The sequence below is a fragment of the Acinetobacter sp. YH12106 genome (genome assembly GCF_013418995.1).
Taxonomy (GTDB): Bacteria; Pseudomonadota; Gammaproteobacteria; order Pseudomonadales; family Moraxellaceae; genus Acinetobacter; species Acinetobacter pseudolwoffii.
Map to the genome: position 1 here is coordinate 323,431 of NZ_VPAV01000002.1, position 17,279 is coordinate 340,709.

A 17,279-nucleotide genomic window follows, 5' to 3' on the forward strand; every position below is an offset into this window, starting at 1 on the left:
TTATTCGTTTTAATATATTTGAACATTGCCAATCTGCTCAATTTCAATAGGTTATAAATCGTTGTTATTTTGAAAAAAAAGCCTCATACAAGATGAGGCCTTTGGAAAATCAATCCAGAAATATGAAAGCTTAGAATTTATAGCTATAGCCGATCGTGTACACCCACGGATCGATTCCAAATTCACCTAAATTAATTTTTGTCCCATCAGCAGTCTTTGCTTCCAGATCTGTAGCTAAGTCAGCATAACGTGCATCAACAAAGACACCCCAGTTTTTTGCATCCGCTGGCTGGAAGTTAAAGCCGACTTGGCCAGCTACCCCATAAGCAACATCTGCATCAAGCTTTGCTACACCTAATGCGTCTTTTGCAGTTTGGCTAAATTCTTCATCCCATGGAATGAATACTGTAGCACCTACACCGATATAGGGAGTAAAGCGGCTTGAATTTTTAAAATTATATTTGGCTGTAATCGTTGGTGGTAGATGTTTTAATGATGCAATTTTCACATCACCCGCCATCTCAACATCATGTTTAAATGGGGTAGCCAATAATAATTCGGCTGAAATATTGTCATTGAAGAAATATTCGACTGAAGGAGTAAAATTGAGTTCGCTACTTGCTTTAGCATCTTCAACTACACCAGGAATCAGGTCAGTTTCCTGAGTAGGCGCTAATACAGAAGCCCCCACTTTCACTTGCCATTGCCCTGCCATCGCAGATGCTGAAAGACCCATTAATGCAATTAGAGCTACTTGCTTTAACATTTTAAAATACCCCCAAGGGAAGAATAATTATTAAGAAAATATTTCTTAATTAATAATAAACATGGCTTAAATTAATATGCAATAGAGGTTTTAAAACTAATTTTTATTTATTATTTAAGTACATGTAATTATTATATATTTATTTTAAATCGACCATATTGGTTGGTTTTAAATACCCAGTAAATTAATCAGATTAAAATAATAATATTCAGAGTAAAATAATCAGGTTTATATTAATTTTTTATTTAAATATATATTTTAAATACATCTTATAATTTATTTTAAATCTAGGCAAATCTGCTCCGATTTATATCAGAGCAGATTAAAAAGAACTTACAGAACCATGGCTGCAATCCAGCCAAAAATGATAAGCGGAATATTAAAATGAATGAAGGTTGGAACCACACTGTCCTTCATATGGTCATGCTGGCCATCCATATTCAGACCGGATGTTGGACCTAAAGTTGAATCTGATGCTGGAGAACCGGCATCGCCCAAAGCAGCCGCAGTCCCGATGATCGCAATAGTTGCTGCAGGACTAAAACCAAATTGAATGCAGAGCGGTACATAAATAATCGCCAGAATCGGAATGGTAGAGAAGGATGAACCGATACCCAGAGTAATCAGCAGACCAATCAACAACATTAAAAAGGCTGCAAGTGCCTGGCTATTACCAATCCAGTCAACCGACGCTTCAACCAGCGCAGGAACCTGTCCTGTTGCCTCAATCACGGCAGCAAAACCTTGCGCGGCAATCATGATAAAGCCAACTAGCGCCATCATGCGCATACCGGTAATGATCACATCATCCGCTTCTTTCCATTTAAAGATCCCGGCACAACTCAGGATTGCGACACCGACCAGACCGGCCAGAATCATCGAGTCTGAATAAAGCTGTACCGCCAATGTGGCAATAACTGCAAGGCCGGCCATCCAGATGGTAAATTTGGCAATCTGCGGTTTAACCTGCTCAGCCACACCCAATTCAGCGGAAATACTTTGCTGTTCCTGGACATGAATATCTTGATATTGACGTGGTTTGCGATAGCTAATAAAGATCGCCACCAATAAGCCCACAAACATACCGAATACTGGAATTGCCATCGCAGATGGAATCTGGTCATAGCTAATTTCAAATCCATATGGCTTACCAAAAGTATTGATGTTATGACCCAGAATGTCATTCAGGAAGATGGCACCAAAACCGACCGGAATCAGCATATAGGTGCCTACCAGACCAAAGGTCAGCAAACAGGCAATCAAACGACGGTCGAGCTTTAAATGGTTAAATACAGTCAATAATGGTGGAATCAGGACTGGAATAAAGGCGATATGTACCGGAATCACGTTCTGGGAAAATACCGCAGCAATGGCTACTGTAAAAAAGATCAGATATTTCACCCGGTTTTGTGCTTTAAAATCAGCCTCACCTTTTAAGGTGTTGATCATTTTATACGCCAACAAATCCGGCAAACCTGAACGTGCCAACGCCAAAGCAAATGCACCTAAAATACCGTAAGCCAAGGCAATTTTGGCACCGCCGCCCAAGCCATTGTTAAACGCGTCCAAGGTTCCCTGAAGGCCAAGACCTGCCAGTAAACCACCCGTAACAGCACCAATGACCAGGGCAAAAACCACAGGTACACGTGCCAATGAGAGTCCGAACATGACTCCAATAGCAGCAAGAATTGCGAACATAATGAATCGGAATAGAGAGAAAGCGGCTATTTTATCAGAAAATTCGGATAAAAATTCCGCCACTTTTCCTTTCAGCAGTCATGTTCAGTGCTGAGGCTGATTAAACGACTTCAGCAGATTGACGCTGAATAAAGTGATCAATTAATTGAGCCACTTGTTCTGGCTGGCTCAGAATTGCCCAGTGATTGGCATCCAGTTCCACTTTAGAGAAATTATCGACCCATTTTGCCATCTCATCGACCAGATCAGGCCCGACAAACTGGTCATATTTCAGTACAATCGCTTGTACCGGACAGATGGCAAAGCGCTGCCGTGGTCGGGCCAAACGCGGTAAAAAATTGGCCCGATACAGGTTTACCCCATACTTGCCATCTTTGACGATCTTCGGGTTCAGCGGCAGATCGTCCCGTCTTTCTAATTGCCGGACAATCTTGGCCCAGCGCTGCGGATTAAAAAAATTCCAGGTCAAGGGGGCTAGTAAAGGCAACTGAAATACCGCGATATACCAGGACTTGCTCATTTGCTTTAAAAATTTTGCTTTGTCTTGATTGAACTGCTCGCGCATCCAGAAAGCAGCATGATCCAGACAAGGGCCAGACAGCGTACTATAAGACAGAATTCGGCCTTTGAATCTTAAATCTGTGACAGATTCCCAAGACTGAATTGAACCCCAGTCATGCGCTGCCAGATGAAAACCACGATTCGGCAATACCTTGCTCACTACCTCTTCCAGATCCTGACTTAAGCGTGCCAAGCGGTAATCCGAGATTTTTTGAGGAATACTGGACTCACCTGCGCCGCGCACATCGTAGCTCACAACAAAATAATCCTGACTCAAATAAGCAATGACTGGCTCCCAAACCGCTTGATGATCGGGGTAGCCATGAACCAGTACCAATGCCGGCCGTGTGGGCTGTCCGTAAGTTTTAACGCAAAGACGCTGCTGATCCGTGGTATCGACCCATTGCATTTCCATGTTTTGATCCTGTTGTTGTTATTGACCGCATAGTTTATAAATCGGAATAATTTATCAATGCCAGCGCATTTTTGTTGCTCTAGTATGCATAACTACACAAGAAAAAAGAATGTCAGCATGAGCCTATTCCAGAAAATTCAAAAACTGCCTTTGGTTTCAAAATTTATTCTGAACCGCTATGCCCCCTATCGTGGTGCAGGCATCGAAATTGATAAAATTGATTTTAATCATTATCACATTCGGGTCAAAATGCCACTGACCCGTAAAAACCAGAATATTGTCGGCGTCCATTTTGGTGGCAGCTTATATTCAATGGTCGATCCATTTTATATGCTCTTACTGATGCATCATTTAGGGCCGAAATATATCGTCTGGGATAAGGGCGCGAGTATCCAGTTTTTAGCACCGGGTCGCGGCACCGTTTTTGCTGATGTGCGCATCTCTGCTGAAGAAGTCAGTACTATTATTGACCTGGCTGCTGACTATGCACCGGTATATCGCCATTACCAGCTCAATATCTATGATGAGGCTGGCGTTCGAATTGCCGAAGTACAAAAAACGGTTTATATCCGGCGCAAACAAAGCAAAGGAAAAATTCAAAAAACTGGATAAGGTAAAAGCGCCACATGGGCGCTTTTAGATCTGAATCGATTTAAAGTCAGTGCAGACTTAACGACGGCGGTTATCCTGTTCGATCGCAGCACCTGCGCCACCACCGATTGCACCACCAATCGCAGCACCAGCATTCCCACCGAATATGCTTTTACCTACAGCTGAGCCTACAGCACCGCCGACACCACTATAGGTCGCATTACGGTTTGAGCCACCTTGGGACTTACTTCCCACGGCTGCGCCTGCACCACCACCGACTGCAGAACCAAGACCACCCCCGACACTATTACCTACACCACCACCGACTGCACCACCTAAGGCGGCAGCACCGATACGCTGCTCATTGGCAGACATACTTTCACAACCTGCCAGCATAAAGGTGGAGAGAGTTGCAACTGCCATCACACCCATTAATTTTTTCATGACTTTGGCCTTCCTTTTCATACTTTAATTTAGCTTATCTTCATTTTATAAAACTAAAACATGGAGCGTGTTACTTCTCTCGGTATTCCTGCTGAGTTTTGTAAGTATCAATGGATTATTCCGCTGTTTAGCCTTTAATTAGCTTTTAATTTTTATGTATTTAAGACAAAAAAAGACGCCCGAAGGCGTCTCTTTTTTAGCTTTAACTTGAATTAGAATTCTTCGTTAAATGCCTGACTTAAAGCTTGATCAACATCAGAGAAGTCATTGTGCAGTTCAAATTCTGCAGCTTCTGCTTCTTGACGACGACGCTCGAGATGGTAAGCCAAACCTGTACCCGCTGGGATCAGACGACCTACAACCACGTTTTCTTTCAGACCGCGTAAGTCATCTTCTTTACCTGTTACAGCCGCTTCAGTTAACACACGTGTGGTTTCCTGGAACGATGCAGCAGAGATGAACGAGTCAGTCGAAAGCGACGCTTTGGTAATACCCATCAACAGACGTTCAAACTTCGCAGGGAACTTGTTTTGTGCAAGAACTGCTTGGTTTTCCTGTACAACACGGATGTAATCCACTTGTTCGCCTTTGATGAAGCTGGTATCGCCACCATCAGTGATATCCACTTTACGCAGCATTTGACGTACGATGACTTCAATGTGCTTGTCGTTGATTTTTACACCTTGCAGACGGTATACGTCCTGAACTTCGTTCACGATGTAGTTGGTCAGCGCCACTTCACCTTTCAGACGTAAAATGTCATGCGGGTTCTGTGGGCCGTCAGAAATGGTTTCACCACGGTTCACATGTTCGCCTTCGAACACGTTAATGGTACGCCATTTCGGAATCAGCTCTTCGTAAATCTCAGAGCCATCATCCGGTGTAATCACCAGACGGTTCTTACCTTTGGTTTCTTTACCGAAGCTCACAACGCCCGATACTTCTGCAAGGATTGCATGCTCTTTCGGCTTACGTGCTTCGAACAAGTCAGCTACACGCGGTAGACCACCGGTAATATCACGGGTACGTGAAGATTCTTGTGGTACACGACCAATAACGTCACCGACACCAATCGTTTCGCCATCACGGACAGAAAGAATGGTGTTTTGTGGCAAGAAGTAGAACTGTTCAGTGCCTTCAACTGTGTCTAACACTACAGCAGGACGCAAATCTTTACCTGACGCAGGACGTGAAGTCACTGGCAAGATTTCGATGGTTGACATACCTGTTGCATCATCAGTTTTCGAAGTCACGGTCACGCCATCAGCGATCTGGCTGAAACGCACTTTACCTGCAACTTCTGTTACCAATGGATGTGTATGCGGATCCCAAGTCGCCACGATACCGCCTGCTTCTACAGCTTCGCCATCTTTTAGCAAGATAGACGCACCGTAAGGCAGTTTATAGCGCTCACGCTCACGACCTAAATCATCCGCGATACCGATTTCACCTGAACGTGAAGTCGATACCAAGTGACCTTTGGCATGTTGTACTGTTTTCACGTTGTGGAAACGCACTGTACCCTGGTTACGAACTTGTACGCTGTTTGCAGCAGACGTTCGGCTTGCAGCACCACCCACGTGGAAGGTACGCATAGTTAACTGTGTACCTGGTTCACCAATCGATTGAGCTGCCATGACACCAACAGACTCACCCGGGTTCACCTGATGACCACGCGCTAAGTCACGGCCGTAACATTTCGCACATACACCGAAAGTAGACGCACAGTTTACAACCGAACGTACTTTAATTTCGTCGACACCTTGGCTTTCGATAAACGTTGCCAGTTTCTCGTCAATTAAAGTATTACGTGGAAGCAGAACTTCGTCTGTACCGACACGTTTCACATCTTCAGCAACCACACGACCCAATACTCGTGCACCCAAGTTCTCGATGACATCGCCACCTTGAATGAATGGTGTCATTACTAGACCGTCGAAGGTGCCACAATCTGGCTCGGTAATCACCAAGTCTTGCGCAACGTCTACCAGACGACGCGTCAAGTAACCAGAGTTCGCAGTTTTCAGTGCTGTATCGGCCAAACCTTTACGCGCACCGTGTGTCGAGATGAAGTACTGTAGTACAGTCAAACCTTCACGGAAGTTCGCTTTAATAGGCGTTTCAATGATCGAGCCATCCGGCTTCGCCATCAAACCACGCATACCCGCCAACTGACGAATCTGAGCTGCCGAACCACGGGCACCCGAGTCAGACATCATGTAGATCGAGTTGAATGATTTTTGCTTCTCGTCTTCACCCTGTTTGTTTTTAACAGTCGTGAAAGACAAGTTGTCCATCATCGCTTTAGCAACCTGGTCATTGGTACGCGCCCAAATATCGACCACTTTGTTATAACGTTCGCCGGCAGTTACGAAACCTTGTTCGAACTGTTGTTCGATTTCACGAACTTCAGCTTCCGCTTTACCAATAATGACTTGTTTTTGCGGTGGAATAACCATGTCTTCCATACCGACAGATACACCTGAACGCGTCGCCTGACGGAAGCCTAGGTACATCAATTGGTCAGCGAAGATAACAGTATCTTTCAGACCCAATTTACGGTAGCAAGAGTTAATTAACTTAGAGATGTTTTTCTTGGTCATCTCAACGTTAATTTGCTGGAAATCCATACCTTCAGGCACAACTTCCCAAAGTAGGCAGCGACCAGGTGTGGTATCTACAATAATGGTTTGATGTTCACGGTTGCCATCTTCATCGATGACAGTCTGGTGTACACGTGCTTTAACGCGAGCGTGTAGATCAACCTGACCTGTTGCCAGTGCACGGTTTACTTCGTGAGTATCCGCGAACACCATGCCCTCACCTTTGGCATTGATTGCATCACGCGTGATGTAATACAAGCCCAAGACAACGTCCTGAGACGGCACGATGATTGGCTCACCGTTCGCTGGAGACAAGATGTTGTTGGTCGACATCATTAACGCACGCGCTTCTAACTGCGCTTCAAGTGTTAATGGTACGTGTACCGCCATTTGGTCACCATCGAAGTCGGCATTAAACGCAGCACACACGAGCGGGTGTAGACGGATCGCCTTACCTTCAATCAGGATCGGTTCAAATGCTTGAAGACCTAGACGGTGAAGTGTTGGCGCACGGTTCAACATCACTGGATGTTGACGGATCACGTGAGCAAGAACGTCCCAAACTTCTGGCGTCTCGCGCTCAACCATTTTCTTCGCAGCTTTAATGGTGGTTGCTTGACCAGATGCTTGTAGTTTCGCGAAAATGAATGGCTTGAACAGTTCAAGTGCCATTTTCTTCGGAAGACCACATTGGTGCAAACGCAGGTTTGGACCAACGGTAATGACCGAACGACCTGAGTAATCGACACGTTTACCCAATAAGTTCTGACGGAAACGACCTTGCTTACCTTTGATCATATCTGCCAAAGATTTAAGCGGACGCTTGTTTGAACCGGTAATTGCACGACCACGACGACCGTTGTCTAACAATGCATCGACAGACTCTTGCAACATACGTTTTTCGTTACGTACGATGATGTCTGGCGCTGCAAGGTCAAGAAGACGCTTCAAACGGTTGTTACGGTTAATCACACGACGGTAAAGATCGTTCAAGTCAGAAGTCGCGAAACGACCACCTTCAAGTGGTACCAACGGACGAAGGTCTGGTGGCAGAACTGGAAGTACAGTCAACACCATCCATTCTGGCTTGTTGTTCGAATCGTTGAATGCTTCCATCAACTTCAAACGCTTAGAGGCTTTTTTCAGCTTGGTTTCTGAAGTTGTCACAGGAATTTCTTCACGAAGACGCGCAATTTCAGCTTCAAGATCGATGTCTTTCAACAAGTCTTGAACCGCTTCTGCACCCATTTTCGCTGTGAATTCATCACCATGCTCTTCCAACGCATTGAAGTATTCTTCATCGTTTAGAAGCTGGTATTTCTCAAATGGGGTCATACCGGGATCGGTAACCACATAAGATTCGAAATACAATACGCGTTCGATATCACGTAGCGTCATGTCTAAAAGAAGACCGATACGGCTCGGTAATGATTTCAAGAACCAGATGTGCGCAACTGGAGAAGCTAGCTCGATGTGACCCATACGTTCACGACGAACTTTCGCAGTTGTTACTTCAACGCCACATTTTTCACAAATGACGCCTTTGTATTTCATACGCTTGTATTTACCACACAAGCATTCGTAATCTTTTACTGGACCAAAGATTTTGGCACAGAATAAACCATCACGTTCAGGTTTGAACGTACGATAGTTAATGGTTTCTGGCTTTTTAACTTCACCGTGAGACCATGACTTAATCATTTCTGGTGACGCAAGACCAATACGGATGCGGTCAAACTCTACAGGAGCATGACCGTCTGAATCCGTCTTTTTGCGCATGATATCGAGCAAGTCTTTCAATTTTTTTCTCCGTGTGTCGAGGAGATTTTCACTTCTCGACTGGGTCACAAATATTGTTTTTTAACTGAAACTGGGAATCCCAAGAATCCCCCTAAATCCCCCTTTACAAAGGGGGACTTCCCCCTCTTTTTTAAAGAGGTGAGAAGCACTGCTTCGTAAGGGAGATTCAATGGAACTAATTAGTCACCATTTTTCAGTTCAATGTTGATACCTAAAGAACGGATCTCTTTGGTCAATACGTTGAACGATTCAGGCATACCCGGGTCCATATAATGGTTACCATCTACAATATTCTTGTAGATACGGGTACGACCTTCAACGTCATCCGATTTCACAGTCAGCATTTCTTGTAGCGTATATGCTGCACCGTAAGCTTCTAGTGCCCAGACTTCCATCTCACCGAAACGCTGACCACCGAATTGTGCTTTACCACCCAGCGGCTGTTGCGTGACTAGAGAATAAGAACCAGTTGAACGCGCATGCATCTTGTCATCAACTAAGTGGTTCAGTTTCAGCATGTACATATAACCTACAGTTACTGGACGGTCGAAACGCTCACCAGTACGACCATCATATAATACTGTCTGACCAGTACTTGATAGACCTGCAAGTTGTAACAATTCTTTGATCTGACCTTCTTCAGCACCATCGAATACAGGTGTTGCCAAAGGCACACCAGCACGCAAGTTACCAGAAAGTTTCAAGATTTCTTCATCAGTCAAGCTGTCAAGATCTTCTTGCTCGCCACCAACTTTGTTATAAATCTTGTCCAGGAAATCACGAAGCTCAAGTACAGTACGTTGCTCTTTCATCATCTTGTCGATTTGATCGCCAAGACCTTTCGCCGCCATACCCAAGTGAGTTTCAAGAATCTGACCCACATTCATACGCGATGGTACGCCAAGCGGGTTCAATACGATATCAACAGGTACACCGTTGGCATCATGTGGCATGTCTTCTACCGGCAAGATGTTTGATACAACACCTTTGTTACCGTGACGACCCGCCATCTTATCACCCGGCTGGATGCGACGTTTTACAGCAAGATAAACTTTAACTACTTTCAATACGCCAGTCGTCAGTTCATCGCCTGTAGAAAGTTTGCGTTTTTTCTCAGCAAATTTCTCGTCAATTTCGAAGCTCTTCTCTTTCAAGAACACTTGAATTTGCGTTAGACGTTCAGCAATTGCTTCATCAACTGGTTGAATTTCAAGAAGATCAACAAGCTCTAAACCAGACAACACGTCTTCAGACAGTTTGTCGCCACGTTTAGTTGTACCGCCACCATTCGACTCTTGGCCATTCAGTAGACGGATTACACGTTCACGTGCAGCTTCTTCGAAGATTTTGAATTCTTCTTTCAAGTCTTTACGGTATGCATCCAATTGCGCTTTTTCAATTGCTTGAGCACGTTCGTCTTTTTCAAGACCGTCACGTGTAAACACTTGAACGTCAATGACTGTACCTTTAGTACCTGATGGAACGCGTAAAGATGAATCTTTAACGTCAGCTGCTTTTTCACCGAAGATTGCACGAAGCAATTTTTCTTCCGGCGTTAGCTGCGTTTCACCTTTAGGCGTCACTTTACCAACAAGAATATCACCTGCTGTTACTTCAGCACCGATGTAAACAATACCTGATTCATCAAGTTTAGAAAGCGCTGCTTCACCCACATTCGGGATATCGGCCGTGATTTCTTCAGCACCAAGCTTAGTATCACGTGCGACACATGACAATTCCTGGATATGAATCGAGGTTAAACGGTCTTCTTGAAGTACACGCTCTGAAAGTAAGATCGAGTCTTCGTAGTTGTAACCGTTCCAGGTCATGAATGCGACGCGCATGTTTTGACCAAGCGCTAGCTCACCGCCATCAGTCGATGGACCATCAGCTAATACGTCACCACGACCCACTTTATCACCCAGGTTCACCAGAACTTTCTGGTTGATACAGGTGTTTTGGTTTGAACGGGTGTATTTGATCAGGTTATAGATATCTACACCTGCCTCACCTGCGATCATCTCTTCTTCGTTCACACGAATGACTACACGAGATGCATCAACAAACTCGATACGACCACCACGCTGAGCGATCACACATACACCAGAGTCATGTGCTACGTTCGCTTCCATACCCGTACCTACGAGTGGTTTGTCAGCGATTAACGTAGGAACAGCCTGACGTTGCATGTTTGAACCCATCAATGCACGGTTGGCATCATCGTGTTCAAGGAACGGAATCAGTGACGCAGCCACAGATACAACCTGCTGAGCAGATACATCCATATGCGTTACTTTTTCCGGCGGCATGCGTACGAAGTCACCTTGGTGACGTACAGATACAACTTCTTCTAATAAATTACCATCAGCATCTACTGCAGAATCGGCCTGTGCAATCACAGTACCCACTTCTTCAATCGCAGACAGGTATTCAATGTCCATGGTTACACGGCCATCAACTACTTTACGGTAAGGCGTTTCCAGGAAACCGAAGTTGTTCGCTTTAGCATATACAGAAAGCGAGTTGATCAAACCAATGTTTGGACCTTCCGGCGTTTCAATTGGACATACACGACCGTAATGCGTTTGATGTACGTCACGTACTTCAAAGCCCGCACGTTCACGCGTCAAACCACCGGGACCAAGTGCTGATACACGACGCTTGTGCGTGATTTCAGACAACGGGTTGTTTTGATCCATGAACTGAGACAACTGGCTTGAACCAAAGAATTCTTTGATTGCAGCAGCAACAGGCTTCGCATTGATTAGATCTTGCGGAGACAGGTTATCTGTTTCAGCTTGAGATAAACGTTCTTTAACAGCACGTTCTACACGAACCAGACCGACACGGAATTGGTTTTCTGTCATTTCGCCCACAGAACGAACACGACGGTTACCCAAGTGATCGATATCGTCGACTTCACCTTTACCGTTACGGATTTCAACTAATGTTTTCAATACATCAGTGATATCTTCGTTCGAGAGAATACCTTCAACTTCACGCGACTTCTGGTCTGTACCCACTTCATAAGGGCGACCCAAACGACGGTTGAACTTCATACGACCGACTGGAGACAAGTCATAACGCTCAGAAGAGAAGAACAGGTTATTGAACAGGTTCTCAGCTGCTTCTTTGGTTGGTGGCTCGCCCGGACGCATGACTTTGTAGATTTCTACTAATGCTTCTTCACGAGTGGTCGTAGTATCTGCACGTAGAGAATCTGCAACGAATGAACCACGGTCGATATCATTGGTGAACAGAACATTAAACTGCTTCACGCCGCCTTCTGCAATTTTCACCATGACTTCATGGCTCAATACGGTATTTGCAGCAATCACGTCGCCATCTTTTAATGCGATGTCTTCAGCCGTGATACGCTCATACAAATACTCATCAGGCACTGCAAGTTTTTCAAGACCTGAAGCTTCCATCTGACGTACATGACGCGCGTTAATACGTTTACCTTGTTCAACGATTGCCTTGCCATCTTTATCCAAGATGTCAAATTGTGCCATTTCGCCGCGCAGACGTTCCGGCACCAAGTCAATTTGATAGCTACCCATGTCAAGATATACAGGGACTTTCTCGTAGAACATGTTGAGAATGTTTTCGTTGCTATAACCCAGCGCACGCAGCACCACAGTCGCAAGTAATTTACGACGACGGTCAATACGTACATAGACCAGGTCTTTGGCATCGAATTCAAAATCTAACCATGAACCACGGTAAGGAATGATACGCGCTGAATAAAGGACTTTACCACTTGAGTGAGTCTTACCTTTATCGTGGTCAAAGAATACGCCTGGTGAACGGTGTAATTGAGATACGATTACACGCTCGGTACCATTAATTACAAAGGTACCGTTATCCGTCATCAATGGCATTTCGCCCATATAGACTTCTTGTTCACGTACGTCTTTAATTGACTTCGTTTCACGATCTTTCAGGATCAAACGAATTTTTACACGCATTGGTGCTGCATAAGTTGAGCCACGAAGAATACATTCGCGTACATCAAACTCAGGCTTACCAAGACTATACTCAACAAATTCTAAAGCAGCATTGCCAGAATAACTTTCTATAGGAAAAACTGAACGAAATGCGGCTTGGAGACCGATATCTTCGCGGTTTTTTGGTGATTTGCCATCTTGTAAGAACGTTCTGTACGAGTCGACTTGAATCGCGAGCAGGTACGGAGCATCCATAACGCTAGGCAATTTACCAAAATTCTTACGGATCCGTTTCTTTTCGGTATATGAGTATGCCATCTGGAGTCCTCGGAAAGTGTAAACCAAGCCCGCCTGCAGAACGGGCTCAGAAGGAATTACGCTGGCCGATATGGCCACCACTCTTTACAAATGCTGCAATTTTTAGTGGTATTAAAACGCTTATCAATATTTTTTTACTGAAAAATATTGGTAAACGTTTGTTCATTATGTTTATTTTTAATTTGTATGATTTTTATATCATGCAAACAAAAATCGAGCCGATTATTGTAACGCAAAAAGGCTGATGACCCAAGAGCCATCAGCCAATTTTTGGAGCTGATTATAAAAAAACCGGCTCCCTTAAGCTATTACTTAAGAGTAACTGTAGCACCAGCTTCTTCAAGTTTCTTCTTAAGTTCTTCGCCTTCTTCTTTAGAAACGCCTTCTTTAAGAACTGTAGGAGCGCTTTCAACCATGTCTTTAGCTTCTTTCAAGCCAAGGCCAGTTGCTTCACGAACTGCTTTAATTACAGCAACTTTGTTTGCGCCAAAAGAAGTCAATTCAACATTGAATTCAGATTGCTCTTCAGCAGCAGCAGCAGCAGGACCAGCAGCAACAGCTACAGCAGCAGCAGAAACGTTGAATTTCTCTTCGAAAGCAGAAATAAGTTCAACAAGTTCAAGAACAGTTTTTTCAGCAACTGCGTTTAGGATTTCTTCGTTTGTTAAAGCCATGAGATTAACTCCAAATGGGTATTGAATGATGTGTGTGTAAGTTTGAGCTTAAGCAGCTTCTGACTCGTTTTTCTCTTGAAGCGCTGTAAGTAAGCGGCCCAATTTCGAAATAGGAGCTTGAAGAACGTTTGCAAGCATAGTAAGCGCTTTTTCTTGGTTCGGAAGATTCGCGATAACGCTAACTTCTTCGCCTTGATAAAGTTTGCCATCAAATGCAGCAGCTTTAAGTTCAAATGCTTTATTAGTTTTAGCGAATTCTTCGAACAAACGTGCAGCAGCACCCATGTCGTCTTCAGAAGTCGAGAAAGCTAAGATTGTTGGGCCAACAAGGTTGTCGTTCAAGATATTGAATTGAGTATCTTGAAGAGCGCGTTTAGCCAAAGTGTTACGCACGATACGTGTGTGAACACCTAGTTTACGAGCTTCAACGCGAAGAGCAGTTAATTGCTCAACAGTTAAACCTTGATAGTCAGCAACAACAGCAGCAAATGCAGTAGAAGCAACTTCAGTTACTTCAGCTACGATCTGTTTTTTGCCTTCGATAAGAAGAGCCATTGTAAAACCTCCTAACGGTGATTTATGTACTTACGCGAAGTACACTCCCAATTCGTTAATCCATCACTGGACTAACACGCGGAGGATGAACAAATCACACCACCGCGTCTACGCAGGCTGGACGATTAAGAGCGAAGCATAAAACTCCCCTCGCCCGCGGTCTTTGACGCTGATAAATTTTCATTTATCAATTCAAAGTTTGCCTAAGTTTGCAAAATACGACGGAGCGTTTCTTGCGTAAGTTTTAAAGCAGTGCTTTAAAACTTACTCAGGGCTTTAAAATTCTGTATAAGTCGAGACTTATTTAGAAACGTTTGCTACATCAACGATCAAACCAGGACCCATAGTTGAGCTCAAAGTGATCTTTTGAATGTATACGCCTTTAGAAGTCGCAGGTTTCAAACGTTTCAAGTCAGCAACGAGTGCTTCAACGTTTGAACGAACAGCTTCAGCAGTGAAACCTACTTGACCGATTGCAGCGTGGATAATACCCGCTTTGTCTACGCGATAACGTGCTTGACCAGCTTTTGCATTTTTAACTGCAGTTGCTACGTCAGGAGTTACCGTACCCACTTTAGGGTTTGGCATTAAGCCACGTGGACCAAGGATCGTACCAAGTTTACCTACAACGCGCATTGCATCTGGAGCAGCAATTACAACGTCAAAGTCAAGGTTACCCGCTTGGATGCTTTCAGCAAGATCATCGAAACCAACAACGTCTGCGCCTTCAGCTTTAGCAGCTTCAGCAGCAGCGCCTTGAGCGAATACAGCTACACGTACAGTTTTACCCGTACCTGCAGGAAGTGTAGTCGCGCCACGAACAACTTGGTCAGATTTACGAGGATCAACACCTAGGTTTACCGCGATATCCAAAGATTCTTTGAATTTAGGAGCTGGAAGGCTCTCTAAAACTGCAACAGCTTCTTCTAGCGTGTAAACTTTGTGCGCTTCTACAGCAGCTACGATCGCTTTTTGACGTTTAGTTAATTTAGCCATGTCTTAAAGCTCCACTTCCAAGCCCATAGAACGCGCAGAACCAGCAATGGTACGTACACGTGCGTCTAAATCAGCACCAGTCAAATCTGGTTCTTTAGTAGTCGCGATTTCTTCGATTTGAGCACGAGTCAACTTACCAACTTTAGTTTTGTTAGGTACAGCTGAACCCTTCTGGATACCAGCAGCTTTCTTAAGAAGAACAGCAGCAGGTGGAGTTTTCATGATGAATGTGAACGACTTGTCGTTGTACACAGTGATCACGACTGGAATTGGTAGACCAGCTTCAACTTTTTGTGTCGCAGCATTGAATTCTTTACAGAATGCCATGATGTTCACACCACGTTGACCTAGTGCAGGACCAATCGGTGGAGATGGATTCGCTTTACCAGCTGGAACTTGCAGCTTGATATAGCCGTCAATCTTCTTAGCCATTTCAAATTACCTCTGGGTGCAAACGCCGGTGAAGGCTCCCCAATGATTTCAAGTAACGATACCGTTACAACAACAATGCCTGATTTGCACGCAAATCAGGCGTTTTCAACCCAAACCAATTAAACTGATTTTTCGACTTGACGAAATTCCAGTTCAACTTGAGTTGGACGGTTAAATACATTAATGGTCAGCGTTAAACGTGACTTTTCGTACTGAACTTCTTCCACCACACCTTTAAAGTCTGTGAATGGACCGTCAACTACGAGTAATTCTTCGCCTGGTTCAAACATCGTCTTAGGACGAGGTGCTTCACCAGTATTGCGTACACGCGCAAGAATCGCATCGGCTTCTTTTTGCGTAATTGGTGCCGGTTTTTCCGCCGTACCACCAATAAAGCCTAAAACTTTCGGACATTCTTTAACAATGTGCCAAGTATCATCGTTCATTTCCATTTCGACTAGAACATAGCCAGGAAAGAACTTGCGCTCTGATTTACGTTTCTTGCCATCCTTCATTTCTACCACTTCTTCGGTAGGAACCAGGACTTCACCAAAGCTATCGGCAACAGCGCTACGCTGGATTCGATCATTAAGCGAACGCATTACTTGTTTTTCATAACCTGAATAGGCATGAATAATGTACCAACGTTTCATAGCTCTCTTACCCGATAATAAACTTGATTAACCAGCCTAAAATATAATCGAAACACCATAAAACAATGGAGGTAATTACGACTACAACAAGAACTTGCCAAGATGTGGACACAGTCTCTTGCTTGGTAGGCCAGGTCACTCGACGGAGCTCGATTCGTGCATCTTTCAGCAGACGAATAAAGCCTTTGCCTTGATGGGTGGCGTATAATAAACCGAATGCTGCAACGATACAAGCCAAAATCACCCCAACACGCACCCAAATATCATTCGCAGGGGCCCAGTATGCTGGTAAATATTGGTTTACCATCATTGCACCAACCAATAAAATCAAGGCGATAACCCATAGAACCATGTCTAATGGAGAACCAGAACTTACATCTACTGCAGGATTATTTCTTTGAGGAATTGCCGCTTCGCCTAATGCGTCGCGTGATTTTTCATTCGACATTTTTGTACTCGTCGTAGGTTTCGCGACTTATTATATGACCAATTTTGCCGACATCAAGCGTCTTTTTCAAAACTTGGCAGGTCAGGAGGGACTCGAACCCCCAACATTCGGTTTTGGAGACCGACGCTCTACCAATTGAACTACTGACCTGCAAAATAACAAGTTGGAGCCGAAACCCCAACCCGTTTATCTTATTCTATGATTATGCAGTTACTTTAGCAACTACACCAGCACCCACTGTACGACCGCCTTCACGGATCGCAAAACGTAGACCTGGGTCCATTGCGATTGGGTGGATTAGCTCTACTGACATCTCAACGTTGTCACCAGGCATAACCATTTCCACGCCTTCTTTAAGCGCGATCGCACCAGTTA

At 44.4% G+C, this 17,279-nt stretch carries 14 protein-coding genes, 1 tRNA gene and 1 pseudogene; 2 read left to right on the forward strand and 14 right to left on the reverse strand.

All coding sequences use genetic code 11. The features are described 5' to 3' along the window. Positions 1 to 130 precede the first annotated feature (130 nt). The 3 genes from FTU45_RS03870 to FTU45_RS03880 form a co-directional block, all read right to left on the reverse strand. Positions 131 to 766: an OmpW family protein gene (locus FTU45_RS03870; protein ID WP_180075958.1), complete on the reverse strand. Its 636-nt coding sequence runs from the start codon at positions 764 to 766 to the stop codon at positions 131 to 133. 333 nt (positions 767 to 1,099) lie between these two features. After that, positions 1,100 to 2,464, reverse strand: coding sequence for a Na+/H+ antiporter family protein (locus FTU45_RS03875; RefSeq protein ID WP_074383933.1), 1,365 nt, complete (start codon positions 2,462 to 2,464; stop codon positions 1,100 to 1,102). A gap of 100 nt (positions 2,465 to 2,564) precedes the next feature. Next, the gene (locus tag FTU45_RS03880; protein ID WP_180075959.1) at positions 2,565 to 3,440 is read right to left on the reverse strand and encodes an alpha/beta fold hydrolase; all 876 of its coding nucleotides are present in this window, start codon (positions 3,438 to 3,440) and stop codon (positions 2,565 to 2,567) included. Between the two features lie 117 nt (positions 3,441 to 3,557). Between FTU45_RS03880 and FTU45_RS03885 the strand changes: the two genes are divergently transcribed. Further along, complete coding sequence (locus FTU45_RS03885) at positions 3,558 to 4,052, forward strand: DUF4442 domain-containing protein (protein WP_205668332.1); 495 nt, start codon at positions 3,558 to 3,560, stop codon at positions 4,050 to 4,052. Between the two features lie 57 nt (positions 4,053 to 4,109). Here the strand turns inward: FTU45_RS03885 and FTU45_RS03890 are convergent, their stop codons facing one another. The 3 genes from FTU45_RS03890 to rpoB form a co-directional block, all read right to left on the reverse strand. Then, on the reverse strand, positions 4,110 to 4,475 hold the full coding sequence (locus FTU45_RS03890) for a hypothetical protein (protein WP_005095281.1): 366 nt from the start codon (positions 4,473 to 4,475) through the stop codon (positions 4,110 to 4,112). Positions 4,476 to 4,687: 212 nt separating this feature from the next. Continuing rightward, the gene (gene rpoC / locus FTU45_RS03895) at positions 4,688 to 8,878 is read right to left on the reverse strand and encodes a DNA-directed RNA polymerase subunit beta' (protein WP_005173031.1); all 4,191 of its coding nucleotides are present in this window, start codon (positions 8,876 to 8,878) and stop codon (positions 4,688 to 4,690) included. Positions 8,879 to 9,057: 179 nt separating this feature from the next. Then, the gene (gene rpoB / locus FTU45_RS03900; protein ID WP_005095277.1) at positions 9,058 to 13,146 is read right to left on the reverse strand and encodes a DNA-directed RNA polymerase subunit beta; all 4,089 of its coding nucleotides are present in this window, start codon (positions 13,144 to 13,146) and stop codon (positions 9,058 to 9,060) included. Between rpoB and FTU45_RS03905 the strand changes: the two genes are divergently transcribed. After that, on the forward strand, positions 13,140 to 13,391 hold the full coding sequence (locus FTU45_RS03905) for a hypothetical protein (RefSeq protein WP_034608820.1): 252 nt from the start codon (positions 13,140 to 13,142) through the stop codon (positions 13,389 to 13,391). The genes rpoB and FTU45_RS03905 overlap by 7 nt on opposite strands. A 63-nt stretch (positions 13,392 to 13,454) precedes the next feature. Here FTU45_RS03905 and rplL read toward each other — a convergent pair whose 3' ends face one another. From rplL to FTU45_RS03945, 8 genes and pseudogenes are all read right to left on the reverse strand, one after another. Then, entirely contained in the window at positions 13,455 to 13,820 is a 366-nt protein-coding gene (gene rplL / locus FTU45_RS03910; protein ID WP_005095274.1) for a 50S ribosomal protein L7/L12, read from the reverse strand. 48 nt (positions 13,821 to 13,868) lie between these two features. Beyond that, a complete protein-coding gene (gene rplJ / locus FTU45_RS03915; protein ID WP_005095272.1) occupies positions 13,869 to 14,375 on the reverse strand; it encodes a 50S ribosomal protein L10 in 507 nt (168 codons plus the stop codon). Positions 14,376 to 14,675: 300 nt separating this feature from the next. Beyond that, the gene (gene rplA / locus FTU45_RS03920; protein WP_005095271.1) at positions 14,676 to 15,371 is read right to left on the reverse strand and encodes a 50S ribosomal protein L1; all 696 of its coding nucleotides are present in this window, start codon (positions 15,369 to 15,371) and stop codon (positions 14,676 to 14,678) included. Positions 15,372 to 15,374: 3 nt separating this feature from the next. Continuing rightward, entirely contained in the window at positions 15,375 to 15,803 is a 429-nt protein-coding gene (rplK, locus tag FTU45_RS03925) for a 50S ribosomal protein L11 (protein ID WP_004278614.1), read from the reverse strand. Positions 15,804 to 15,922: 119 nt separating this feature from the next. Then, positions 15,923 to 16,456, reverse strand: a complete 534-nt coding sequence (gene nusG, locus FTU45_RS03930) for a transcription termination/antitermination protein NusG (protein WP_004278615.1) — start codon at positions 16,454 to 16,456, stop codon at positions 15,923 to 15,925. A gap of 7 nt (positions 16,457 to 16,463) precedes the next feature. Further along, complete coding sequence (gene secE, locus FTU45_RS03935; protein WP_005095267.1) at positions 16,464 to 16,904, reverse strand: preprotein translocase subunit SecE; 441 nt, start codon at positions 16,902 to 16,904, stop codon at positions 16,464 to 16,466. 74 nt (positions 16,905 to 16,978) lie between these two features. Next, positions 16,979 to 17,054: transfer RNA gene (locus FTU45_RS03940), tRNA-Trp, on the reverse strand. A 52-nt stretch (positions 17,055 to 17,106) separates the two neighbouring features. Continuing rightward, a pseudogene (locus FTU45_RS03945) lies at positions 17,107 to 17,279 on the reverse strand (elongation factor Tu); the annotation flags it as partial.